Annotated in this window: 22 protein-coding genes, 1 tRNA gene and 1 rRNA gene; 21 read left to right on the top strand and 3 right to left on the bottom strand. The window is 37.7% G+C overall.

From position 1 onward, the window contains the following. Window positions 1-99 precede the first annotated feature (99 nt). The 3 genes from rrf to G466_RS0117770 all read left to right on the top strand — a co-directional run bounded on the left by rrf (window position 100) and on the right by G466_RS0117770 (window position 2,754). Window positions 100-211: ribosomal RNA gene (rrf, locus tag G466_RS0117760) — 5S ribosomal RNA — on the top strand. Window positions 212-481: 270 nt separating this feature from the next. Continuing rightward, window positions 482-1,132 carry a 3-keto-disaccharide hydrolase gene (locus G466_RS0117765; protein ID WP_026814844.1) on the top strand — a complete coding sequence of 217 codons (651 nt, stop codon included), beginning with the start codon at window positions 482-484 and terminating at the stop codon, window positions 1,130-1,132. A gap of 35 nt (window positions 1,133-1,167) precedes the next feature. Next, window positions 1,168-2,754 (top strand): sulfatase, encoded by a 1,587-nt coding sequence (locus tag G466_RS0117770; RefSeq protein ID WP_026814845.1) that lies wholly within the window; start codon window positions 1,168-1,170, stop codon window positions 2,752-2,754. 152 nt (window positions 2,755-2,906) lie between these two features. On the opposite strand, the gene G466_RS0117775 is transcribed toward G466_RS0117770, so the two are convergent. From G466_RS0117775 to G466_RS0117785, 3 genes are all read right to left on the bottom strand, one after another. Then, window positions 2,907-4,373: a glutamate synthase subunit beta gene (locus G466_RS0117775; RefSeq protein WP_026814846.1), complete on the bottom strand. Its 1,467-nt coding sequence runs from the start codon at window positions 4,371-4,373 to the stop codon at window positions 2,907-2,909. A 7-nt stretch (window positions 4,374-4,380) separates the two neighbouring features. Further along, on the bottom strand, window positions 4,381-8,883 hold the full coding sequence (gene gltB, locus G466_RS0117780) for a glutamate synthase large subunit (protein WP_026814847.1): 4,503 nt from the start codon (window positions 8,881-8,883) through the stop codon (window positions 4,381-4,383). A gap of 411 nt (window positions 8,884-9,294) precedes the next feature. Beyond that, a complete protein-coding gene (locus tag G466_RS0117785; protein WP_026814848.1) occupies window positions 9,295-10,437 on the bottom strand; it encodes an acyl-CoA dehydrogenase in 1,143 nt (380 codons plus the stop codon). A gap of 241 nt (window positions 10,438-10,678) precedes the next feature. On the opposite strand from G466_RS0117785, the gene G466_RS0117790 reads away from it, so the two are divergent. The 18 genes from G466_RS0117790 (at window position 10,679) to G466_RS0117875 (ending at window position 23,983) form a co-directional block, all read left to right on the top strand. Beyond that, window positions 10,679-11,905, top strand: a complete 1,227-nt coding sequence (locus G466_RS0117790; RefSeq protein WP_026814849.1) for a Glu/Leu/Phe/Val dehydrogenase dimerization domain-containing protein — start codon at window positions 10,679-10,681, stop codon at window positions 11,903-11,905. A gap of 124 nt (window positions 11,906-12,029) precedes the next feature. Then, on the top strand, window positions 12,030-12,722 hold the full coding sequence (locus G466_RS0117795) for a MotA/TolQ/ExbB proton channel family protein (protein WP_026814850.1): 693 nt from the start codon (window positions 12,030-12,032) through the stop codon (window positions 12,720-12,722). A gap of 9 nt (window positions 12,723-12,731) precedes the next feature. Continuing rightward, window positions 12,732-13,118 (top strand): ExbD/TolR family protein, encoded by a 387-nt coding sequence (locus tag G466_RS0117800; protein ID WP_026814851.1) that lies wholly within the window; start codon window positions 12,732-12,734, stop codon window positions 13,116-13,118. After that, window positions 13,118-14,008: an energy transducer TonB gene (locus G466_RS0117805; RefSeq protein ID WP_026814852.1), complete on the top strand. Its 891-nt coding sequence runs from the start codon at window positions 13,118-13,120 to the stop codon at window positions 14,006-14,008. Before G466_RS0117800 ends, G466_RS0117805 begins: the two co-directional genes overlap by 1 nt. A gap of 122 nt (window positions 14,009-14,130) precedes the next feature. Continuing rightward, window positions 14,131-15,342 (top strand): bifunctional folylpolyglutamate synthase/dihydrofolate synthase, encoded by a 1,212-nt coding sequence (locus G466_RS0117810; RefSeq protein ID WP_026814853.1) that lies wholly within the window; start codon window positions 14,131-14,133, stop codon window positions 15,340-15,342. A gap of 113 nt (window positions 15,343-15,455) precedes the next feature. Beyond that, window positions 15,456-15,530, top strand: a tRNA-Val gene (locus tag G466_RS0117815). Window positions 15,531-15,991: 461 nt separating this feature from the next. Next, the gene (locus tag G466_RS0117820; RefSeq protein WP_026814854.1) at window positions 15,992-16,897 is read left to right on the top strand and encodes an Abi-alpha family protein; all 906 of its coding nucleotides are present in this window, start codon (window positions 15,992-15,994) and stop codon (window positions 16,895-16,897) included. Window positions 16,898-17,300: 403 nt separating this feature from the next. Continuing rightward, complete coding sequence (locus G466_RS0117825) at window positions 17,301-17,678, top strand: hypothetical protein (protein ID WP_026814855.1); 378 nt, start codon at window positions 17,301-17,303, stop codon at window positions 17,676-17,678. After that, window positions 17,656-18,165 (top strand): helix-turn-helix domain-containing protein, encoded by a 510-nt coding sequence (locus tag G466_RS22550; protein WP_034236098.1) that lies wholly within the window; start codon window positions 17,656-17,658, stop codon window positions 18,163-18,165. The genes G466_RS0117825 and G466_RS22550 overlap by 23 nt, the downstream gene beginning before the upstream one ends. A gap of 10 nt (window positions 18,166-18,175) precedes the next feature. Further along, window positions 18,176-18,643 (top strand): hypothetical protein, encoded by a 468-nt coding sequence (locus G466_RS0117835; protein ID WP_157373985.1) that lies wholly within the window; start codon window positions 18,176-18,178, stop codon window positions 18,641-18,643. Between the two features lie 516 nt (window positions 18,644-19,159). Next, window positions 19,160-19,570 carry a hypothetical protein gene (locus G466_RS0117840; protein ID WP_026814857.1) on the top strand — a complete coding sequence of 137 codons (411 nt, stop codon included), beginning with the start codon at window positions 19,160-19,162 and terminating at the stop codon, window positions 19,568-19,570. Continuing rightward, window positions 19,560-20,120 carry a hypothetical protein gene (locus tag G466_RS0117845; protein ID WP_026814858.1) on the top strand — a complete coding sequence of 187 codons (561 nt, stop codon included), beginning with the start codon at window positions 19,560-19,562 and terminating at the stop codon, window positions 20,118-20,120. Before G466_RS0117840 ends, G466_RS0117845 begins: the two co-directional genes overlap by 11 nt. Before the next feature lie 410 nt (window positions 20,121-20,530). Then, on the top strand, window positions 20,531-20,833 hold the full coding sequence (locus G466_RS22555; RefSeq protein WP_034236099.1) for a LuxR C-terminal-related transcriptional regulator: 303 nt from the start codon (window positions 20,531-20,533) through the stop codon (window positions 20,831-20,833). A gap of 147 nt (window positions 20,834-20,980) precedes the next feature. After that, complete coding sequence (locus G466_RS0117855; protein WP_026814859.1) at window positions 20,981-21,169, top strand: LuxR C-terminal-related transcriptional regulator; 189 nt, start codon at window positions 20,981-20,983, stop codon at window positions 21,167-21,169. Between the two features lie 249 nt (window positions 21,170-21,418). Continuing rightward, the gene (locus G466_RS0117860) at window positions 21,419-21,661 is read left to right on the top strand and encodes a hypothetical protein (RefSeq protein WP_026814860.1); all 243 of its coding nucleotides are present in this window, start codon (window positions 21,419-21,421) and stop codon (window positions 21,659-21,661) included. A 112-nt stretch (window positions 21,662-21,773) separates the two neighbouring features. Beyond that, window positions 21,774-22,016, top strand: coding sequence for a hypothetical protein (locus tag G466_RS0117865; RefSeq protein ID WP_026814861.1), 243 nt, complete (start codon window positions 21,774-21,776; stop codon window positions 22,014-22,016). Window positions 22,017-22,506: 490 nt separating this feature from the next. Then, on the top strand, window positions 22,507-22,803 hold the full coding sequence (locus G466_RS0117870) for a helix-turn-helix transcriptional regulator (protein WP_026814862.1): 297 nt from the start codon (window positions 22,507-22,509) through the stop codon (window positions 22,801-22,803). Beyond that, entirely contained in the window at window positions 22,790-23,983 is a 1,194-nt protein-coding gene (locus G466_RS0117875; protein ID WP_026814863.1) for a VapE domain-containing protein, read from the top strand. Before G466_RS0117870 ends, G466_RS0117875 begins: the two co-directional genes overlap by 14 nt. Window positions 23,984-24,129 lie beyond the last annotated feature (146 nt).

The following is a 24,129-nucleotide window of genomic DNA, read 5'->3' on the forward strand; positions in this document are numbered from 1 at the left end:
CTTTCTGGCAAGTATGCCCTGTCCCTATTATGTCAACGATATTGCGCCCCAGTGGCGCGGTGCGTACTCCTTATAAATAAGGATTGCGAGCCAAAGATTTTAGGTGGCCATGGCGACGGGGCCCACCCCTTACCATCTCGAACAGGGAAGTTAAGCCCGTCTGCGCCGATGGTACTGCTATATCAAGTGGGAGAGTAGGCCGCCGCCTTTTTTTAAGAGTCCCTTCATGGAAACATGGAGGGACTTTTTTTTTGCCCCTATCCCAACCTGCTTCTGTATATGGGCACAGACCCTATACGGATTCCAGACTAATCAGTGTTTACCTTCGTGTAGCCCATCTTATATGTTATGTGATAAATGTCCGACAACTACACGGCCGTAGGGGTGTTACTCTAAACACGCTTCTATTTCGATAATAATACACGGTCCTTCTTTTATTTTTCTATATATTGTATACTCAATTCAATAAAATCAACCGACCATGAAAAGCAAACTACACTATTTAATCATTTTTGTTTCTTCCCTTGCCTTTTTGAATGTTAGTACTGGACAGGAAACCAAAAATAAAGACGGATGGGTTTCATTATTTAATGGAAAGAATTTGGATGGATGGAAGGTTGGAGAGAATGCTAGTACTTTTAGTATAGAGAATGGGGCTATTAAAGTAGCTGGACCAAAGGGTCATTTGTTTTATATGGGCGGAGTAAATGACCACCACTTTGAAAATTTTGAATTTAAGGCTTCTGTGATGACAAAGGCCAATTCTAATTCTGGAATTTATATACACACTCGTTATCAAGAGGCTAGTTGGCCAATTCACGGTTATGAAGTGCAGGTGAATAATTCTCATAGCGATTGGAAACGTACCGGGAGTTTATACGATGTGGTCAATATAATGGAAACCTACGCTAATGATGATGAGTGGTATACAGAATATATAAAAGTAGAGGGTAAGCGAATTATTGTTAAGATCAACGATATAGTAGTGGTAGATTATACCGAACCCGAAAATCCCAAACGGGAAGGCGAACGCATTCACAGAGTTCTCAAGGGAGGTACTTTTGCACTTCAAGGGCATGATCCAAAAAGTATTGTTTATTTTAAAGATATTATGGTAAGACCACTGCCTTAATAAATTTCACCGTAATTACCCATTATTATAAGTTTATGAAGATTTTCACAATTCTTAGTAGTGTGCTACTAATTGGTACAATGAGTAGTTGTGCCCCACAATCCGAATCTGTTCCCCAAACGCCTAATGTTGTCTTTATTCTTGTAGATGACCTAGGGCTGGTTGACTTAGGTATTACAGGTAGTGAGTTTTATGAGACACCCAATATTGATAGGTTGGCTAGGGAGGGAATGATATTTACCCAAGGCTATGCTGCTAGCCGTGTATGTAGTCCATCTAGAGCTAGCATTATGACTGGCAAGTTTACCGCCAGACACGGAATTACTGATTGGATAGGTGCCCCTTCGGGAGAAAATTGGCGAAAATTAAACAGACACGATAAATTGCTCCCTGCAGATTATATACATTCTCTTTCAAAGAAGGATATAACTATTGCTGAAGCTTTGAAAGAAAATGGATATACAACTTTTTTTGCTGGAAAGTGGCATCTGGGAGATGAGGGCTCCTATCCAGAAGATCACGGCTTTGATATAAACAAAGGTGGATGGGACAAAGGAAGTCCAATAGGTGGATTTTATTCTCCGTGGACCAATCCAAGCCTTCCCAATAAGCAAAACGGTGAGAATCTCTCCATGCGCCTTGCCAAGGAGACAGCAGAGTTTATTTTGCAAAATAAGGATACCGCATTCTTTGCTTTTTTATCATTCTATGCAGTGCATGCGCCTATACAGACCACGGAGTCTAAATGGCAACATTATAGAGACAAAGCAGAGGAAATGGGTATACAAGACCAAGGATACCAAATGGAAGGTGTGTTGCCTATCCGTACGGTACAGGATAATCCAATCTATGCAGGTCTTGTAGAAAGTATGGATGATGCGGTAGGAGAAGTACTAGATGCGCTAAGACGTTCTGGTTTGGAAAAAAATACCATTGTAGTATTTACCTCAGATAATGGCGGAGTCGCTTCAGGAGATAATTTTGCAACTAGTAATTTGCCTTTAAGAGGGGGTAAAGGATATCAATATGAAGGTGGTATTAGGGAGCCGTTCTTTATTAAAGTACCTTGGTTGAATATTAATGGCGCTAAAAACGATCAGCCTGTAATAGGGACCGATTTTTATCCTACAATTTTAGATTTGGCCAATATCCCATTAAAGCCTGAGCAACACAGGGATGGAATTAGCCTACGCCCCATACTGGAAGGGAAGGAATTCAATGAAGATAGGGCTTTATATTGGCATTATCCCCATTATGGAAACCAAGGAGGGCAGCCTTCTTCCATAATTAGAAAGGGAGATTGGAAGCTAATCCATTATTGGGAAGATGGAAGGGAAGAGCTCTATCATTTGCCTTCAGATATTACAGAGAACAGTAATGTTATAGAAATTAACCAGCAACTTGCAGCGGAATTGAGTAACCAGCTTTTGGAATGGTTAATGGAGGTTGGGGCTAAAACTCCTAAATTAGATCCCGAGTACGATGCTGATTTGGCGCAGAAACGAAAAGAGCGCATTGTAAATGAAATGTTACCCAGACTGGAAAAAGAACGTATAAATTATCTTTCTAAAGATTTTAAGCCCAATGCAGACTGGTGGGGAAGTAAAGGTACTACGGATTGATTTTTAAATTATTCTAAATGCATTAAATTGAGATTTGTCTTTTCTTAGCTAAATAATATACATAAAATGCCATATCCATTTTCATTCGGATATGGCATTTTGTAATGTATAGCGTCTATTTTAAAGGGACTTTATGTGTCGATAAATATTTGTTAAATTCTAGGTAAGTCTCCGTCACCTTTTAATGGTAAATTAGAATTTCCCATTAGAAAAGCATCCACATGGTGTGCAGCCTGCCTACCTTCCGAGATGGCCCATACAATAAGGGACTGCCCTCTTCTTTGATCCCCAGCTACAAATATTCCCGGTATATTGGTCATATAATCGGCCTCACTGGCTTTAATGTTGGTTCGCATATCTGCCGTAATTCCTAGTTGCTCTGCAATGGTCATTTCGGCACCTGTAAATCCCAATGCCAACAAGGCCAATTCACATTTCCATTCTTTTTCGGTGCCAGGAATTTCTTTAAGTTGTGGGCGTTTTCCAGATTCCATAATCCACTCTACTTCTGAAGTAATTAAGCCTTTAAGATTTCCGTTAGTATCTCCTATAAATCTTTTAGTTGAAATACTGAAAAATCGTTCCACACCTTCCTTATGCGAAGAGCTTGTTCTTAGTCTCATGGGCCAAAATGGCCATGGTTGATCTGAAGGACGTTCCAGTGTTGGTTTTCCTAAAATTTCAAAATTAGAAACAGAAGTTGCACCATGTCTAAACGAGGTTCCAATACAATCTGAACCGGTATCTCCTCCGCCAATTACAACAACATCTTTACCAGTAGCTTTAATTTCCTCTCCAAGTTCCTCTATTCCATCAACTCTTTTATTGTTTTGTTTTAGGAAGTCCATAGCTTGTACTACCCCTATTAGGTCTGCCCCTTCTATAGGAAGATCCCTGCGAACCGTTGCGCCTCCGGAAAGGACAAGAGCATCAAACTGGTCCTTTATCTGCGCTGCCTGAATGTCAATACCAACATGGGTTCCAGTTCTAAACTGGATTCCTTCTTCTATTAAGATTGCGACTCTTCGATCTATAATACGTTTTTCCAATTTAAAATCGGGTATACCATATCGTAAAAGACCACCCACTTTATCGTCCCGTTCAAAAACGGTTACCAAATGACCGGCTCTGTTCAATTGTTGAGCAGCTGCTAAACCTGCTGGTCCAGACCCAATAACTGCAACAGTTTTTCCTGTTCTTTTGTTGGGTGGTTTGGCAACTACCCATCCTTTATTGAAAGCGGTCTCTACAATATTCTTTTCAATATTCTCTATTGAAACCGGGTTCTCGTTAATTCCTAAAACACATGCTTCTTCACATGGTGCAGGACATAATCTTCCTGTAAATTCCGGAAAATTATTTGTAGAGTGTAATATTTCTGCTGCTTTTTCCCATTTTCCGCGGTAGACCGCATCATTAAAATCAGGAATAAGGTTTCCTAAAGGGCATCCGCTATGGCAGAATGGAATGCCGCAATCCATACACCTGGCACCTTGGTCTTTAAGCTCCTGCTCTTTCATAGGTAGGGTAAATTCCTTATAATGGGTTATCCTTTCCTTAACGGGAGCGTATTCTTCTACTTTTCTATCGAATTCCAAAAATCCTGTTATCTTTCCCATAGTTGGATTATATTGTTTCTAATTTTTCTTTTTCTATACGAAGCAGTGCTTGCTTGTATTCTTCTGGAAATATTTTGATGAAATTAGGTAAGCACTCCTCCCACTTTTCTAATATCCGCTGTGCAATGGGACTAAGTGTAGCGTTATAGTGATTCTCAATAAGTTCCTTTAATTCTGTAATATCAGAATTATCCTCCACTGTTAATAAATTTAGCGATTCTGAGTTGCAGTGTTTTTTAAAAGTGTTTTTTTCGTCATAAACATAGGCGATACCACCACTCATTCCAGCTCCGAAATTCCTTCCTACTTCACCTAGAATTACGGCTGTACCCCCTGTCATATATTCACAACCATGATCTCCAATTCCCTCTACTACCGCTTTGGCTCCTGAATTTCTTACACAAAACCGTTCTCCTGCTTTCCCATTTATATAGGTTTCTCCTGAAGTGGCACCATACAGGGTAACATTTCCTGTAATGACATTTTCTTCAGGTTTTATGGTAGATTTATCGGGGACTTTAACCACTAGTTTAGCGCCAGAAAGACCTTTCCCAAGATAATCATTAGTGTTGCCATTTACCACCATGGTTAGTCCTTTGGTGGCAAAAGCTCCAAAACTTTGTCCTGCAGATCCGGTGAAATTTAATTTTAAGGTGTTGGTAGGTAAGCCTTCAGCACCATATATCTTTGAAATCTCATTACTGATGATGGCGCCTACTGCCCTGTCCGTATTGCGGATAGGGAATTCCAAAGAAATTTTCTCCTTCCTGAACAGAGCAGGGTGTGCTTTTTCCAGAATTTCAAATTCGATAGAATTCTCTATATCGTGACGTTGTTTCTGAGTATTATAGAATTTTGTTCCGATGGGAACATCAACCTTATGTAAAATGGGGCTTAAGTCTATCCCCGCTGCCTTGTAATGTTCTAGTGCTTTCTTACGGTCTAACTTTTGAACCTGTCCCACCATTTCATTGACAGTCCTAAATCCTAATTGAGCCATTATCTCCCGAAGTTCTTGGGCAACGAAATACATATAATTGACCACATGTTCGGGTTTTCCTTGAAATTTTTTGCGCAATTCTGGATTTTGAGTTGCAATACCTACGGGGCAAGTGTTTAGGTGACATACCCGCATCATGATACAACCAGAGGCTACCAATGGTGCGGTTGCAAATCCAAATTCTTCGGCTCCCAGTAAGCACGCTATGGCTACATCCCTACCTGTTTTTAATTGGCCATCGCATTCCAAGACCACCCTGTTTCTTAAGTCGTTCATTACCAAGGTCTGTTGTGCCTCTGCAATTCCCAACTCCCATGGCAATCCTGCATGCTTTAAGGAGGTGAGCGGTGATGCCCCAGTACCACCATCATGGCCAGATATAAGGATTACATCTGCTTTAGCTTTTGAAACTCCTGCCGCTACGGTACCAACTCCAATTTCAGAGACTAGTTTTACATTTATCCTTGCTTTCCGGTTGGCCGATTTTAAATCGAAAATCAACTGTGAAAGGTCTTCAATGGAATAGATGTCATGATGGGGCGGGGGAGAAATTAATCCTACGTACGGAGTAGAATTCCTAGTTTTGGCAATGGAGGGGTTTACCTTGGGGCCTGGTAATTGTCCGCCTTCCCCTGGCTTTGCACCCTGTGCCATTTTAATCTGGATTTCTTTAGCGCTTGTCAAATAATTTGAAGTTACCCCAAATCTACCCGATGCTACTTGTTTTATGGCGCTATTACTCCAATCACCCGTTTGGTTCTTGTAAAATCGCTCTGCATCTTCTCCGCCTTCACCAGAATTACTTTTCCCACCAATCCTGTTCATGGCGATAGCAAGATTTTCATGTGCCTCCTTACTAATAGAGCCATAAGACATAGCTCCTGTCTTAAATCGTTTTACAATTTCGGTCCACGGTTCTACCTCCTCTAAAGATATAGGATCGTAGTTGGAAAAATCGAATAGTCCGCGAATGGTCATGAGACTTTTCGATTGTTCGTTTATCATTTTGGAGAACTCCTTAAAGGATTTCGGTTCATTATTTCTTACCGCTAACTGGAGTTTGGCTATGGTCAATGGATTGAACATATGTTTTTCCCCATCTCTTCGCCATCGATACTGCCCACCAATTTCTAGCTCCATATTGGCTGGGATTTCTTGATCGCTGTAGGCTTTTGTGTGCCGTTTAGAGATTTCCTTTTCAATTTCATACAATCCAATTCCCTGTATTCTTGTTGGGGTATTTGGGAAATATTTCTCTACCGTTTTGGTGTTTATTCCAATGCACTCAAATAATTGTGATCCACGGTATGAGTTTAAGGTGGAGATACCTATTTTATTCATCACTTTAAGAACCCCTTTGCCTATTGCCTTATTGTAATTTTTTATGGCCTCGTCAACGCTGTATTCTGTAATATCGAGCTCCTTTATTTGCTCATCAATAATTTCATTAACCATATAGGGATTGATAGCACTTGCCCCAAATCCAAATAATAAGGCAAAATGATGCACCTCTCGTGGTTCTGCAGATTCTATGATAATGCTTAACTTAGAGCGTTTGTTTAGTCGCTGTAGACCGCTATTTACAAATGAGCAGGCTAAAAGAGCGGGGATAGGAGCTTTTGTTTTACTCACATTTCTATCCGAAAGTATTATTATATTGGTGCCTTCATCTATGGCTAATTCTGCCTGGTTTACAATGGATTGTAGCGCATCCTCTAGGCCGTTAAGGCCTTTCTCAATATCATATAGTATAGGAATAGAAACCACTTTGAAATGGGGACTGGAATCAAAATTCTTTATTTTATCAAGATCTTCTTTGGAAATCACTGGATTTTGAATTTTCAATTTTCTACAGTGTAGTTCGGAAAACTCAAATATATTCTGGTCGCTGCCCAATGTTAGGCTAATGTCGGTTATTAGTTCTTCGCGAATACCATCCAAAGGAGGGTTGGTGACTTGAGCGAACAATTGCTTAAAATAATTATATATTAATTGTGGTCGTTCCGATAGTACAGCTATTGGAGTATCTGACCCCATTGATCCCAAAGGCTCCTTTGCTGTTTTTCCCATGGGAAGAATAATGGTATCTAAGTCTTCCAAAGTGTATCCGAAAATAGATTTTCTTTTTTGTACGGAAGCTTCATTTAGAAATAGGGGGCAATCGTTATAAGGGATATCTTTTAGATGCACTAAATTATTAGAGAGCCATTTCTTGTAAGGATGCCTAACCGCAATTTCCTCCTTTATTTCTTCGTCATTTATTATGCGGCCTTCCTCCATATTGACCAAAAACATTTTTCCTGGTTCTAACCTACCGTGAAGGGCAATATTCTCTGGAGCAATGTCCATTACCCCTACTTCAGACGACATTATTACAAAACCATCTTTGGTAACGGAATATCTAGAAGGTCTTAGTCCGTTCCTGTCCAATACAGCTCCTATATAATTTCCATCTGTGAAAGGAATGGAAGCAGGACCATCCCATGGTTCCATTAAACAAGAATGATATTCGTAAAAGGCTTTTTTTGCCTCGGACATTGCTGGATTTTTTTCCCATGCCTCAGGTACCAATATCATCATTACCTCCGGAAGTGATCTCCCGGTCATTAATAATAACTCTACGACCATGTCCATAGTGGCCGAATCGGATTTTCCTGGTAATATAATTGGTAGAATGTTTTTTATCTCTTCTCCAAACCAATCACTTTTCATGAGCTCTTCTCTAGATCGCATTCTGGATACATTGCCCCTAAGGGTGTTTATTTCTCCATTATGGCACATGTATCGGAACGGTTGTGCAAGATCCCAGGTAGGAAAGGTGTTGGTAGAGAATCTTTGGTGAACCAGTGCTAGTCTAGTTGTTACCCTTGGATCCATTAGATCCTTGTAGTAAAGACTAATATCCTCTGGCATTAATAGTCCCTTAAAGATGATTATTTTTGTGGATAGACTGGGAACGTAGAAAAAATTACTTTCAGAAAGTTTGGAATTGTTTACGGTATGCTCTGTAACCTTCCTTGCTATAAATAATTTTAAATTAAAGTCAAAATAATCTTGTTTCTCGTCTTGTTTTGCAACGAATAATTGCCTTATAAAGGGTGCTGTTTCAGCAGCTATTCTCCCTGGGATGGATTGGTTGACTGGTACATCTCTCCATCCCAATAATTGTAAACCTTGCTTTTTGATATTCTCTTCAAAAATATCAACGCAGTACTTTCTTTGATTTTCCTTTTGTGGTAAGAAAATATTGCCCACAGCATAATTTCCAGGTTCTGGTAAATCAAAATCACATACATCTTTAAAGAAATTATGAGGAATGTCAACTAATATTCCGGCACCATCCCCCGTTTTTCCGTCAGAGCTTACAGCACCACGATGCTCTAATTTCTCCAGAATCTCCAATGCCTTATGGATAATATCGTTTGACTTTTCACCTTTCAGACTACATATAAATCCAGCTCCACAGTTATCATGTTCAAACTCCGGAAGATATAAACCTTGTTTCTTCATCCTTTTTTGTATTGCATTATTTATTCAAAAGTAACGAAAAAGGAGAGTTTAATTTATTAAAAAGGTAAATTTAATGAAAAAAATCCAATATTTTCATTGAAACGTTGTGTAAAATGCATATTCTAATATTTTAACCTTTAATTTTGGGATAGTCATAATAAAGCATACCTATTTAACGTATTAAATATTAGGTTTCCAATATTTATTTTATTAATAAGGGTGTTGGTAATAGGCTTGTGAGAAAGCTTATTAAGAAATGCAGAGAGGTTATGGATTGATATTCAGTTTGTTAAAATGTGGTGCAACGCCGTGGAATAAAAGAATAACAAAAGAACAATCCTTACTATTAAAATAGGTAGTCTATTTCTTTGATGGATTATATGAATTGGATAGTGGAGCTTTTAATATTTGCTATTCCCTTAATATGCTTCTTGAAATAACGATCTTTTGGATTTCTGAGGTGCCTTCATAAATCTGAGTGATCTTCGCGTCCCGCATCATACGTTCTACATGGTAGTCTTTTACAAATCCGTTGCCACCATGAATTTGGACGGCTTCTATACTAGTATCCATAGCAACTTGCGAGGCATAAAGTTTAGCCATAGCTCCTGATATATCGTAATTGTTTCCTTGGTCTTTGTCCCAAGCAGCCTTATATACCAAATGTCTTGCCGCTTGTATTTGGGTGTGCATATCGGCTAATTTAAAAGCAATAGCCTGGTGGTTGCCAATTTCTGTCCCGAAAGCTTTCCTTTCTTTGGCGTATTTTAGAGAGAGTTCATAAGCGCCTGCAGCAATTCCCAAGGCCTGTGCCGCAATTCCAATTCTACCTCCAGCCAAAGTTTTCATGGCAAACTTAAATCCGAAACCATCTTCTCCGATCCGATTTTCTTTGGGAATCTTAACATCGTTAAAAATTAGGGAGTGGGTGTCACTACCGCGAATACCCAGTTTATTTTCTTTAGGGCCAATTTCAAAACCTGGCATTCCTTTTTCTACTATTAGGGCATTTATTCCTTTATGTCCCTTATCAATATCCGTTTGTGCAATTACAATATATAGGTCGGCCGTACTTCCATTGGTTATCCAGTTTTTTGTGCCATTAAGTACGTAATGATCTCCTTTATCAATAGCTGTTGTTTTCTGTGAAGTAGCATCACTGCCAGCTTCCGGTTCAGAAAGACAAAACGCGCCAAGGCACTTTCCACTAGCCAATCTCATAAGATACTTTTCTTTCTGCGCTTCGGAACCATAGGATTCCAATCCCCAACACACCAATGAATTGTTTACCGATACAATTACGGAGGAGGATGCATCAACTTTAGAAAGCTCCTCCATTACCACTACGTAGGATATGGTGTCCATACCACTTCCACCGTATTTAGGATCTACCATCATACCGAGAAACCCTAATTCTCCCATTTTTTTAACTTGCTCTGCAGGAAACTCTTGTGCATCGTCTCTCTCAATAACACCAGGGAGTAATTCGGTTTGGGCAAAATCCCTTGCCGCTTGCTGTATCATTAATTGTTCTTCAGATAGTGTAAAGTCCATTATTGAAAATAAATTATGAGGTTATAACAAATATACGGGTATACTATCAAATAATTAGGGTGAATATAAGTTTAAAACCTAATCTATATTTCTATATTTGTTTGTTAAGATTCGTATAGATGTATAACCATTTACTGGATATGGGATTGCACTGGCTACAATTTCTAAAAAACGACAATTAAAGAGTTTTGGGTTTGGGCATTGGCAGAAATTAAATCAGATAAATACAATCGTAACCACTATGAAGGAATTACTTAAGAAGTTTGAAGAAAAGCCACCTGAGATTGTTTTTAATTGGAAAGATCCTGAGACTAGTGCAGAAGGATGGGCGGTAATCAATTCCCTTCGTGGTGGGGCTGCAGGCGGAGGCACTAGAATGCGTAAAGGGTTGGATATGAATGAGGTACTGTCCCTGGCCAAGACTATGGAAGTTAAATTTACAGTTTCTGGTCCGCCCATAGGAGGAGCAAAATCGGGGATTAATTTTGATCCTAATGACCCTAGGAAAAATGAGGTTCTAAGACGTTGGTATCAAGCTGTTGCCCCTTTGTTGAAGAGTTATTATGGTACTGGGGGCGATTTAAATGTGGATGAGATTCATGAGGTGATTCCCATTACGGAAGAAGCTGGGGTTTGGCATCCGCAAGAAGGTGTTTTTAATGGGCATTTTAAGCCTACGGAAGCGGATAAGATCAATAGAATAGGACAATTGAGATTAGGAGTGATAAAGGTGTTGGAGAATAGTAAGTATTCCCCAGATACATCAAGGAAATATACTGTTGCAGATCTGATCACTGGATTTGGAGTTGCCGAGGCAGTTAAACATTATTATGAGATTCAGAATGAATCGGTAATAGGGAAGAGGGCTATTGTGCAAGGATTCGGGAATGTTGGTTCTGCAGCTGCTTTTTACCTTTCTCAAATGGGGGCTAAGATTGTCGGAATTTTAGATAGGGATGGGGGAGTGATAAATGAGGATGGATTTTCTTTTGAAGAGGTGACCAGAATGTATTTAAATAAAAAAGGGAATACTCTTAATGAGATAGAAGTGATTCCCTTTGAGGAAATGAATCAAAGGATTTGGGATTTACCTGCAGAGATTTTTATGCCATGTGCTGCATCTAGATTAATTACCAAGGATCAAATCTCCAGAATGATCAATACCGGATTAGAAGTTATTAGCTGTGGGGCCAATGTCCCTTTTGCAGATAAAGAGATCTTTTTTGGACCGATTATGCAATATACGGATGAGCAAATAAGTTTAATCCCGGACTTTGTATCAAACTGTGGTATGGCCCGGGTATTCGCCTATTTTATGGAGGGAAGAGTGCCTATGGACGACGAATTAATTTTTATGGATACTTCAAAAACTATTAAAAATGCTTTGTTAAATATATTCAAGACAAATAACACTAAAATCAATCTTAGTAAAACAGGATTTGAAATTGCTTTAAAACAATTAATTTAGCCAAAAGAAAATCTTAATTGGGACAGATAATTGAGGTTCTATATTTTGTAAGATATTTTATATGGAACAGATAATTTATAATCCAAAATTACGTTATTAAGACAACACTTATAAAAGAGAATTTATGATATTGTTACAAGACCTTGCCCAAGAGGCAGGAATAGAGGAGTTAGTGTCAGAAGAAAAGACCCTTTCGGTAATTGATTTAATAGTTAGTGGGGGTACAGGTAGTATCCTAATTATTTCGGTGCTCTTTGCCATGCTTTTTGTGGCGCTATATATTTATTTTGAGCGCATTTTTGCAATTAAGGCGGCATCCCAGATCGACAGTAATTTTATGAACCAAATTCGAGATCATGTAACCAATGGTAAGTTGGAGGCTGCAAAATTATTATGTGCCCAGACCGATTCTCCTGTTGCCAGATTAACAGAAAAGGGTATTTCTAGGATTGGAAAGCCGTTGGACGATATAAATACCGCCATTGAAAACGCAGGTACTTTAGAGGTATATAAACTTGAGAAGAACGTATCTGTTTTAGCAACTGTTGCAGGAGCTGCACCAATGATTGGTTTCTTAGGAACGGTAATAGGAATGATTTTAGCTTTTCACGAAATGGCTTCTAGCGGTGGTCAAGCCGAAATGGGATCACTGGCCGCAGGTATTTATACTGCGATGACAACTACGGTAGCAGGACTTATTGTCGGAATTATTGCGTATATTGGATATAACCACTTGGTGAACAGAACAGATAAGGTAGTCCATAAAATGGAAGCCAATGCTGTAGAGTTTTTAGATTTATTGAACGAACCCCTGTAGGCAAAACACATGAAACTAAAAGGTAGAAATAAGGTTAGTCCGGATTTTAGCATGTCGTCTATGACGGATATTGTTTTCTTATTGCTTATTTTCTTTATGTTGACGGCAAATTCTCCAAATGCATTGGATCTATTGCTGCCCAAAGCAAAAGGGAAGTCCACCAATACTCAGAATGTATCGGTAAGTATCAATAAGAACCTAGAATATTTCGTAGACAACCAAAAAATTAACGGGGAGTATATAGAAATTGAACTAAAAAAAGCACTAGAAGGAAAAGAGAAACCTACAATTATTCTAAGAGCAGAAGAGAGCGTTGCCATTAAAGAGGCTGTTAACGTTATGGATATTGCCAATAGAAATAATTATAAGGTTATTTTGGCTGTGCGACCCAATTGATGGCATTACTGAACACAAAACACAAAAAGAAATCTTTTACGCTTACAACGGTGTTGCTTAGCGTGCTCTTACTATTGCTTTTTTATGTGGGACTTACCTATATGGATCCGCCACTGGAAAGTGGTATATCTGTCAATTTTGGGACTATGGAGTTTGGAAGTGGTAATGTTCAGCCCAAGGAAAAAGTACAGTCTCAACCCGTAAATAAACCTATTTCCGAACCTAAAGTGCAGGAAGAAAAAGTAGAAGAGCAGGTTCCAAAAGAGGAAATAGCTGTAGAGAAACCTGCAGAAAAAATCCTGACACAAGAAAGTGAGGAGTCTATTTTAATTAAGCAACAGCAGGAAACGCAACGTAAGGCGAATGAAGCTGCTAAGAAAGCGCAAGCAGAAGCAGACAGGATAGCGCGTGAGAGAAAAGAAGCAGAAGAGAAACTTAAACAGGAGCAACAAGCAAAACGGAACAAGCTAGATCAGCTGATAAGTGGCATTAATAAATCTGATGGAACCGCATCTGGAAGTGAAGGGAACGATAATCGGGCTGGTGATAAAGGAAGTCCGGATGGCGATCCTTACGCTACAAGCTACTATGGTAGTCCTGGTTCTGGTACCGGAACTGGAGGTCATGGTTTAAAAGGTAGAAAACTGGTAAATCAAGGTAAAGTGCCACAGGAATGTAATGAAGAAGGTAGGGTAGTGGTGAAGATTGTGGTAAATAGGAATGGTGATGTGGTAGAAGCTACTCCCGGTGTAAAGGGTACCACCAATAATCATCCTTGTTTGTTGGCACCAGCAAAACAGACTGCTTTAAAGCATAAGTGGAATCTAGATTCCAATGCCCCAGCGCAACAGACCGGTTTTGTTGTGGTTAACTTTAAATTGGGTGAATAATTTTTTATTAAGAAACTAATTATAATGTTATTCAGTCTTGTTTGGTTTAAATACCCTACGAAATCTCCCTATTTTTCAATACTATTTATATCATATTCTTTTAATTCAACTCAGAATATTTAATGAACTACCAAGAAACTTTGGCGTGGATGTTTGTACAGTTACCTATGTACCAACAGAAAGGAGCATCTGCTTTTAATGCTAAGTTAGATAACATTCGTGATTTTACGGAATATCTAGGTAATCCCGAAAGGAAATTTAAAAGTATCCATGTAGGAGGTACTAATGGCAAAGGATCTAGTAGCCATATGTTAGCCTCTATTCTCCAAGAGGCTGGGTATAAGACCGGTTTATATACTTCACCGCATTTAAAAGATTTTAGAGAGCGGATAAGAGTAGATGGGAAACCAGTTTTTGAAAAATTTGTGGTTGATTTTATTAAGGATAACAAAGTCTTTTTGGAAGCCCATAGATTATCGTTTTTTGAAATGACGGTGGGTATGGCCTTTCAATACTTTGCTATGGAAAATGTAGATATTGCCATTATTGAGGTGGGATTGGGCGGCAGACTGGATTCTACCAATATAATAACCCCTGAGGTGTCCTTAATTACTAATATAGGATATGATCATGTGGAAATTTTGGGTGATACCATTGCTAAAATAGCTTATGAAAAAGCCGGTATTATTAAGCAGGGCGTACCAGTGGTGATTAGTGAATTACAAGAAGAGACGGCCGTTGTTTTCTCAGAAGTGGCAAAAGAATTGAATTCAAAGATAGTTTTTGCTAGTGAGGTTGTTCCAGGCAGCTATAAAACTTCCCTTTTAGGCGGATATCAGGCGAAAAACATTAAGGGAGTTGTTGCTACAATACATGAATTAAATGGTTTTGTGGTTAATGAAAGCCATATAGAACAAGGATTGGATAAAGTTTCGATTAACACAGGTTTGTTGGGGAGATGGCAAATATTGGAGGAGCAACCGTTGATAGTTTGTGATACCGCTCATAATACGGAAGGATTGACAATAGTGTTAGATCAGATAAAAAGACATAAGGTTTCAACCTTACACTTGGTCCTTGGTTTTGTGAAGGAGAAGGATTTGGAGCAGATTTTCCCGTTATTTCCAACAGATGCGCAGTATTATTTCTGTAGACCAAATATTCCACGTGGCTTGGATGAAAGTATATTAAAAGAGAGAGCAGAAGCCTTTGGTTTGAGGGGTGAGGCTTATGGCTCTGTTTCTGAGGCATTTGCTTCCGCTAAATCTGCGGCTGAAAATTCGGATTTTATCTATGTGGGAGGAAGTACTTTTGTAGTGGCAGAAATAGTTTAATTTTTTTTTGATTTTCTTTTGTAGAAGTTAAAAACTGTATTATATTTGCACCTGCTTTCAGACAGCAAAGCACTTCTAGAAAAAATAGAAGCTAATTTTGAAAGATTGATATCGGGCTCTTAGCTCAGTTGGTTCAGAGCACCTGCCTTACAAGCAGGGGGTCACTGGTTCGAATCCAGTAGGGCCCACAACACGAAACCCTCAGTTTTTACTGAGGGTTTCGTCGTTTTAGGACTTTTAGTAAAAAAGCTAAATCTCCAATTTGTGCATACTTTGTGCATAGTTTTTGGTTTTTAATATTTTATGCCTTCAATTAAACTGTTTTGGGTACAATTAAGACCAGTGAATTTTTTTCTGGTTAAAAATTGGCCTAGCCAGTGATGAGATCTTATTCTATTTACTTTTAAAGTTGCTTACTAGATCATTAGCCAATCTTCCTTACTAGTGTTTTCCCAAAAATGGATTCACTTTACTATTTCGAATAGATTCTTCTTAAATCCAATGTATTTTCAGAGCTCTGGTATTGGTTAGGTTTGCAACTATTGGAGGGCGACTTTACTAAAAGAAAGCTTATATTAGTTACTTGTAAAATGGATATAAAGGTAATTGTAATAATATCCTTACGGTGGGTGCAATTTGAAAAGAAATTATGGGAAATGATTTAAATATAAAGTCTTCAACAATCGAAAAAGGAATTGAACTTGCCAAAGACTTCTTGGATAAATTAATTATGCCCGCAGTTGAGGAGACAGGGCTTTTGATGAAGGAAAAAGTTACATTCTGGAAATTTAAAAATCAAGTTAAAATTTTAAATAAAGCAAAAGAATATTGTGACAAGCACGGAATTGAACCTAAAACAATATCTTTCAAATTACTTGTACCCTTATTAGAAACTTCTGCTCTTGAAGAAGATGAAATCTTACAAAATAAATGGGCAATACTTTTGTCAAATATGGTTGATTCCAATCAGAATATTGAAAATCACGTTTTCCCTTATATTTTAGGGCAACTATCAACTAATGAATTTCTGCTTTTAGAAAAAGTTGTTATTGAAAGAAAAGAACGTCTAAAAAATCTTTTATTAGAATACGAAGAATATAAAACCAATCGCCCAGAAACTGAAAGAAAAATAAAAGAACAAATATCTGATTTAGAAGAACAGATGGAGACAGAATCTAATGGTCAAAAATATTTTTATTCAAATAAAATGTGGGAGTTAAGAAAGGAAAAATCAGAATTTGAATCTCAATTAAGAAATTTAGAGCATAAAGAGTGGTCCTATAAATGGAATGCTCAAAAACCAGAGGAATTTCCAGATGGCATTCTTCGTGAATTTGAAGTTTCCAATCTAAGCAGACTTGGATTAGTTAAATATGTACAAGAAAATATTTCGAATTCGAATACATTGGAAATACCTAATAGGCCTAACGAAGAATATTTGGTCGTTGATTTTGACATAGACGTTGATTATGAGGAAAGATATTTGTTAACTGAGCTTGGAGAGTTATTGATTGATGCTTGTTCTGAAAAGAAAACTGCACCCAATAAAACTTAAACATGATGTGGAATTTAGGGCATAATCGAAAGATCTTTGAATATTTATAGAGTCGTTAAATCTTATGGATTTTGCTTTGGAACAAAAAAGAAAAAGCAAAATAATAAATTTTAGCTAAATGTATAGACGGAAACGAAAAGTTTCCTTGCCTACGCACTATGCTTAACTAAACCGTCAGACTGCGCAACAACCTATTATGTATACTAGATTATTCGGAGGGGTTTCTGAGAGAAAAATCAAATTCGGGATTCTTAATGATTGGAATTAGGTTAATGCGCAGACTCCCGTTGCCCAACATTTAAGAAACAACAAATCCAAGGTGAATTTTAATTATAAATTAGATCTGAATAAAATAAAAAATGTTAATATTGCATAGAATTATAACTTATAGGTTATATTTACGTTGAAGAGAAAAGCTGTTATATTAGCGTTAGGCACAAAATACGTAGTATGTTGTGATATAGAATTTCTACCAGACTTCTTCAAATATGTTATGGAAGATCCTCAACACCAAAAGGAAATCAAGTTGATCTTTAGTCAAATAATTGAAGGATTAAGAACTAAAAAATATAGTGACGAAGATTTTGCAACGAAAGCTATGAAACCTTTTCTTAATAGGCAGAATGACCGCATTATCTGTAAAGTTCTCAAAAGAAAGAATGAGAAACAATGTATTGTTATGTCAGAAATATATCTTCAAAAAAAGTCTGACAATGTTAACAAATTTTTAAAAAATAGATATAAAATAGTTGGGAGCTATGAATACGAAATTATCCAATAATATTAAATCACTATTAAAACAAAGCGATTTTAATCTGGAGCACGAATCTAAAATGGTTCAAGCAAGAATCTTGAGTACTATTTTAGAAATTATTGACGACAAAAACCTTACTCAATTAGATTTAGAAGAGTTAACGGGACTGAAACAACCATTCTTGAGTGGGCTTTTTAATCAACACAAAAAGTTGAATATGGAGCATATTGCTCTATTTCAAAATGCTTTAAGAATAAAGTTGCAACCACCGGCATATCTCAACGAAGAAGAACATTATGAAAAATATTATTCGGAGGATGGATACGAGCCTGTCAGAACATATTTTCCAGATTCTTTTACATTAAAAGATGAGCGCATAATTAGTTGGATTAACAAGAAAAATAATAAATACATAATTGATAAAGAAGGTTATTCTGTAATAGAATCAGGAAGTTTAACAGACCAACTTTTTGAGCCTAATATTGAATATTATGAGCATAATGAAACCTATTGATAAATTAGTCATGAAAAGAAAAGTTTTTAGCGATGATCTAATAATTCATAGCCAAACTATTAAAAGTCTTGTTTATTTTGATTTACCTGAAAAAGACTTTGATATTTCTCAATGTGATTTAAGCTTTAACATTTTAAGACATAAAGAAAATGAAAGAGATTTTAAAGTTCAGCTTTTTTTGCAATTAGAAATGTTCAAAATCATCGTTGAGGGACATTACGAAGTTTCTGATAAAATAGATAAAGATCAATCCAATAAAATCATCGAAATTGCAGGACTAACTACACTAATCCCTTTTTTACGTCATTCCATCCTTAATGTTACTTCAGGTACAAAGGAAGGTGGTATTCATTTGCCTCTTATTAATCTTAATAATTTGATAAAAAATCAAATGGAGGAAAACAAATCCAAACCGAAGCCTAAAAAGAAGACAGATCCAAAGACTAAGAGTTCTACAAAATCAAAGAAACCGGAATAAAAACATTGGGCAATCGAGTAGGGCCCCTCCGCCAAAAACTGACGGAGTACGCCTCTCACACCAAAGTACGTTCAGGTCTCGTCTACGGTGGTTCGTGAATCATCACAGTGGTTGCTCTTTTCACCAACCAAGGCTTTCCTCTACTTTATGAATAGGCTATAGGCCGAGGCATAATCCTTTTCTAATTTCAGGGAAATCCACGTTTGACCCTCCCTTACTCGTGAGACATCTTAGGTGCTTCCCTAGCTCATTTCCCGTAAGTACTATGAGCTCCCCGCCTGAATGACGCAGTCGGGTAGGTGCTGACTTCTCCGTTATATCAACACGTAATTGTCCATATACCATCCAATTCTGGGTCTTGTAAGTCAACTCGTTCTAATACCAATTATTCAGACTCCAAAATTACGGAACGACAAAACAAAACTACCGATAATTGACTTAAATAACCTTGAAGGTGTTATTTTTATAAAAAACGGGGTTGCTGCTCAGACTCCCGTTGGCAATAATTAAACAAAAATGAAGAAAATTTTATTATTGATAGGACTTTTAATCATTGGTTGTTCCGACAATGAACAAAATGATAATTTAGAAGAAGACGAAAGTATAAATGTTAGAATAGAAATTACTGGTTCAGGACATTCTTCTTCAATTAGCCTTTATCATACAAAAGCTGATGAAGGGCTTACTGAGGAAGGTGTAATTTTAAATGAAGAGAGTATTACAATTCCTTATGAGAAAAATTTATCTTTAGATAAACACCTATCTGGAGGAGATATTAGAGTACGATTCACAACTTATACTTGTAATAGTGTTCAAAAACTAAATCTTTACATTAACGGTGAGAAAGTATGTAGTAAAGGTGGTGTTTCCCCTTCTTCTTCTGTGTGTTCTAACTTATATAACCTTCAATGTAATTATGATTATTAAAAATTTGGATTTAAAAATTAAAAAAGAAGATATTCCAGTATTAAAAGTTCTATTATCTGAATTGGTTAAACCTATCAATAGCAACGGTATTGATTTTAGTAGTCTACCAGGAAAATTTAAGCAAGACTTCACTGACAACAATAAATTGGACACTGAATTTAGACGATTTGCTAATATTTTTGACAAATCTGGAGCAGGAAAATTTAAGCAATCTACTGTTGGTTGGGCTTTAATTTTAGTAACGCCCAATTCATACGGTTTTGACTTCGACTCATTTTACAAAAGAATAAACAGAGAAGAGCGAAGGGAAAAATTTGAATTCAACATTTCAAAAATAAAGTCTAAAACTTATGTCCCAATGATAATTTTAGGAGCTTTTGGTGGTGTATATAGTTTGTGGAATTTATTGAAGGATTTTGAAATAATAAAGACAAGTCCATCTTTTGAAAATCGAAAAACATTACAAGAGGAAGTAACAATAGACACTTTGAGCCTCAATAAAATCGATGATTCTATACAAACTAAAAAGACTGCAGGAAAAAATAAATAAAACTATTGCCAGTAACTAAGAAATATTCGGCCCTCCGATAGGCTAAGGCTGAATATATTGTTGACGGATCCGTTTCGTTCTATGGGGAAAGCTTTCTTTTTAGCGTTTTTTATGGAGTCTTATTTCGACAGACTTGCCGTGGTTTTGTTCTGGCTTTTGAACTTCAACTTTTTTCTAGTGATCTAAATCCAGCTTTTTCATCAGTTTGGCGGACTCTCCGGCCATTTATTGGTTAAATGCTTGCCTATGGCACATAGTTTTCCCGACCCGCACTTAGCTGGTTATTTTGGGTATTGGCCGTCGAGTTGTAATAATTCTTTCCAGCCTTGGGACGGGCCATGAGTATTTCGGTTCGTTTTGTGCCACTTTGAAAGATCAAGTAATATCTTGTCGCAAAATCGCAATAAGATATGGCCAATACACTTGATCCTATGGACTTAAAACAAATTATTGCCCTCCACCTGGATGGGTTTAGCAATCGTAAGATCGGATCCACCCTGGATATTTCCCGGAATACGGTAAACACGTACATGAAGTTTTTCAAGGGTAGTGAATACTCCTTTAAAGAGTTGCTTTCCTTTGATTATCCGCGCCTGGAAGCGCTCTTTCCTTCATATACTACCATTGATAGTGAGCGCCATAATGAACTGATGCTTTATTTTGAGGGGGTCAGCGTCACCAGAATATCGACACAGGTGAACCGCTTCAAATAACAAATTGATAAATTTGAATAGAAACCTGAAGATTGAGTATTTCGGTTCGTTTTGTGCCACTGTCTTTAGATCAATGGGCCTGTAACGGTTCGATCTGTGCCACTTTGAAAGATCAAGTAATATCTTGTAGCAAAATCGCGATAAGATATGGCCAATACACTTGATCCTATGGACTTAAAACATATTATCACCCTCCATTTGGATGGGTTTAGCAATCGTAAGATCGGATCCACCCTGGATATTTCCCGTAATACGGTAAACACGTATATGAAGTTTTTTAAGGGTAATGAATACTCCTTTAAAGAATTGCTTTCTTTTGATAATCCGCGCCTGTAAGCGCTCTTTCCCTCATATACTACCATTGATAGTGAGCGCCATAATGAACTGATGCTTTATTTTGTGGGGGTCAGCATCACCAGAATATCCACAGGTGAACCGCTTTAAATAACAAATAGATAAATTTGAATAGAAACCTGAAGATACGGGATTTAAAAAAAGGCTTGGATACCGGAAACCTAATTTGACGTTAGTTGGAATTATGAAACCTCGCAAAATATCCCGAAATTATAAAATAAATTGAAAATTATGAGAACAGTTGATAAAATACGTAGCGGATTGATTGATAAGATTTTGTCGATAAGAAACAAAGATTTCCTTTTAGCACTTGATAATCTGATTTCTTCAAGCTCAGTGGATAATGATGTCGTAGAACTGACGGCTGAACAAAAAGAGATGTTCGAAATGAGTGAAGTGGACATCAAAAATGAAAGATTAATTTCCCAAGAAGCGATGGACAAACGAAATCTCGAATGGCTAAACGGATTGTAAGATGGACACGGACAGCACATACGAGCCGAGCCGTTGGCTGAAAAATTCTGCAATTCAAAAGAAATGATAACTAAAATTGATGAATTTGTATCTTTGGTAAAAGCTAAATAAAATGGATTTACAAACGAGAAAATTAGAATTTATTCGAGAGTTTTTAAAAATTCAAAGTAAAGAAGTCATTTCACGCTTAGAAAAAATCTTGAAGAAAGAAAACCAAAAATCTGGATACGAAGATCTTAGACCAATGACAATTGAGGAATTTAATTCTCGGATTGACCAATCTATGGAAGATTCAAAAAATGGGCGATTAATCGAAGCGAGTGAATTAAAAGCCAAAATTGATATATGGAATTAATATTATTTTGGTCTGATTTTTCCACAAAGAACTCGAAGAAAATTTATAGGTGTAAGCTTTCCTAAAAATCAGATGGTTTAATATTCATGAAATTTCACAGACCTAGAAGCATATCTGAAATAACTGACATACAATAATGTACTTTGTGCTCCTAGCAAATAACAAAATCTGCGTTTTTTCCACCTCCAAATCTCCAATCTCCTTGCTTTCAATTGTTAATAACTCTATTTTCCCCCTAAAAACACCAATTTTACCAATATAGCATTTGGTGCCATTTGATGTTTTATGATATCAAATAAAATTAGATGAAAATTCCTTTACTATTATTTGTTGTAATATGACACATCATACTATGAGCCAATTGGTTGTGGATAACTATTGGTGTTTCCCATGGCTTTCATCCAATCAATTCTTTACTTTTATTTTAACAAACCTATAGAAGGTAAACAAAAGCGCTTTTGTTCATTTCTTAATCTTAAAAGAGAAACAAATGGACACTATTTTAATTTTTGATCGCTTAGATCGTTTGGAAAAACTGTTAACCGCCCATAAAAAGGTGTTGACGTTTGAGGAAACCTGTGACTACACCGGAATATCGAGAAGCTATCTTTACAAACTGACTTCCTCCGGGACGATTCCCCACTCCAAACCCAACGGGAAAATGATTTTCTTTGAAAAAAGAAAACTGAACAATTGGCTCCTACAGAACAGTAGAAAATCCAAGGCCGATATCGAGAACGAGGCCCTGAGCACGCCCTCAAAAATAGACGGCCATGATAGTCGGTGACCATCGGGGCCAACTTTACAAGGTAAAGGACGCCAAGAAAAAGACCATCTACGATTATACCATCGAATATTTGGAAGGGAAGTACGATATAATGTACAATGAGATTTCCCATGATTTCCAGATATCGTTCAAGAAACGCGCTGAATGGTCCTATCTAAACCTCAATTCCCTGATCATTGAACTTGCCAAAGCTGGTGTCGATATCAGTACCGGAAAACTGGAAATCCTGATCCGGTCGGAACTCATCCCGAAATGCAATCCAATTAGAGCGTACTTTAAATCCCTCCCCAAATGGGACGGGGAAGACCATATCCTAAAACTGGCGTCCTACGTCCCTACCTATGATGATGAGGCTTTTCTTTACCATTTTAAAAAATGGTTGGTACGTGCCATAAAATGTGCGCTGGAACCGGGCTACTTCAACAAACAGGCCTTGATCATAAGCCATAAGGGTCAAAGCTCGGGGAAATCTACCTGGTGCCGGTTTATCTGTCCCCCCGAACTTGCGGATTATATGGCGGAGGACATCAGTAATGACAAGGATGCCAGGATCCAATTGTGCCGGAACTTCCTATACAACTTGGACGAATTGGCCGTGCTGACCAAAAAGGACGTGAACGCCCTGAAGGCTTTCTTCTCCAAGACCTTCATCAACGAACGCCTGCCCTATGACCGAAAGAACACTACCCTGCCCAGAATCTGTTCGTTTTTGGGTTCTACCAATATGTCCTCCTTTCTAAATGATGAGACCGGATCGGTAAGGTGGTTGTGCTTTGAGTTAATGGATAAAATAGATTTCTCCTACTCCAAGGAAGTGAAAATTAAGAACGTATGGGTCCAGGCATACCACCTCGCTTACTCTGACCCAAACTTCAACCCGGAACTCACACTAACGGATATTAGGGAGAACGAGGTACGGAATAAAAAATATACCAAATTGACCACCGAGGAAGAACTGGTTTCCAAATACTATAAAAAATCGAATGATATGAACGACTTCGTGACCGCCTCGGATGTATTGGTGAAACTAAGCGGCTTAAAGGTAAGACTGAGCCAAGTAAACCTGGGGCGTGCCCTATCAGGGTTCAACTTCCAACGGGTGAAACATCCCGAACGGCAGGTGTATGGATATCTGGCCAAATCGGTGTTTTCCAAAGGTCCTTGGGAATTGGAACTATAGAAAAAGTGCAATTGTACTTACCTAGTTACCTAACGGACCACGACCGCCCTAACTGCGGGAGCTTCCATAGGTAAGATGTATTAACCCCAAGTTACCTAGATCTTACCTATCCTACCTATTAGGGTAAGATAGGTAAGATGAAAAAA

It is taken from the genome of Arenibacter certesii DSM 19833, assembly GCF_000429545.1.
Taxonomy (GTDB): Bacteria; Bacteroidota; Bacteroidia; order Flavobacteriales; family Flavobacteriaceae; genus Arenibacter; species Arenibacter certesii.

Coding starts and splice junctions, on each gene's coding strand:
- gltB (WP_026814847.1), bottom strand. CDS start 8,883: ATGAAGAAACAAGGTTTATATCTTCCGGAGTTTGAACATGATAACTGT.
- G466_RS0117805 (WP_026814852.1), top strand. CDS start 13,118: ATGGCATTACTGAACACAAAACACAAAAAGAAATCTTTTACGCTTACA.
- G466_RS0117810 (WP_026814853.1), top strand. CDS start 14,131: ATGAACTACCAAGAAACTTTGGCGTGGATGTTTGTACAGTTACCTATG.
- G466_RS22555 (WP_034236099.1), top strand. CDS start 20,531: ATGGCCAATACACTTGATCCTATGGACTTAAAACAAATTATTGCCCTC.
- G466_RS0117800 (WP_026814851.1), top strand. CDS start 12,732: ATGAAACTAAAAGGTAGAAATAAGGTTAGTCCGGATTTTAGCATGTCG.
- G466_RS22550 (WP_034236098.1), top strand. CDS start 17,656: ATGAATACGAAATTATCCAATAATATTAAATCACTATTAAAACAAAGC.
- G466_RS0117775 (WP_026814846.1), bottom strand. CDS start 4,373: ATGGGAAAGATAACAGGATTTTTGGAATTCGATAGAAAAGTAGAAGAA.
- G466_RS0117870 (WP_026814862.1), top strand. CDS start 22,507: ATGGACACTATTTTAATTTTTGATCGCTTAGATCGTTTGGAAAAACTG.
- G466_RS0117765 (WP_026814844.1), top strand. CDS start 482: ATGAAAAGCAAACTACACTATTTAATCATTTTTGTTTCTTCCCTTGCC.
- G466_RS0117770 (WP_026814845.1), top strand. CDS start 1,168: ATGAAGATTTTCACAATTCTTAGTAGTGTGCTACTAATTGGTACAATG.
- G466_RS0117845 (WP_026814858.1), top strand. CDS start 19,560: ATGATTATTAAAAATTTGGATTTAAAAATTAAAAAAGAAGATATTCCA.
- G466_RS0117840 (WP_026814857.1), top strand. CDS start 19,160: ATGAAGAAAATTTTATTATTGATAGGACTTTTAATCATTGGTTGTTCC.
- G466_RS0117790 (WP_026814849.1), top strand. CDS start 10,679: ATGAAGGAATTACTTAAGAAGTTTGAAGAAAAGCCACCTGAGATTGTT.
- G466_RS0117795 (WP_026814850.1), top strand. CDS start 12,030: ATGATATTGTTACAAGACCTTGCCCAAGAGGCAGGAATAGAGGAGTTA.
- G466_RS0117785 (WP_026814848.1), bottom strand. CDS start 10,437: ATGGACTTTACACTATCTGAAGAACAATTAATGATACAGCAAGCGGCA.
- G466_RS0117865 (WP_026814861.1), top strand. CDS start 21,774: ATGGATTTACAAACGAGAAAATTAGAATTTATTCGAGAGTTTTTAAAA.
- G466_RS0117875 (WP_026814863.1), top strand. CDS start 22,790: ATGATAGTCGGTGACCATCGGGGCCAACTTTACAAGGTAAAGGACGCC.
- G466_RS0117835 (WP_157373985.1), top strand. CDS start 18,176: ATGAAAAGAAAAGTTTTTAGCGATGATCTAATAATTCATAGCCAAACT.
- G466_RS0117820 (WP_026814854.1), top strand. CDS start 15,992: ATGGGAAATGATTTAAATATAAAGTCTTCAACAATCGAAAAAGGAATT.
- G466_RS0117855 (WP_026814859.1), top strand. CDS start 20,981: ATGGCCAATACACTTGATCCTATGGACTTAAAACATATTATCACCCTC.
- G466_RS0117860 (WP_026814860.1), top strand. CDS start 21,419: ATGAGAACAGTTGATAAAATACGTAGCGGATTGATTGATAAGATTTTG.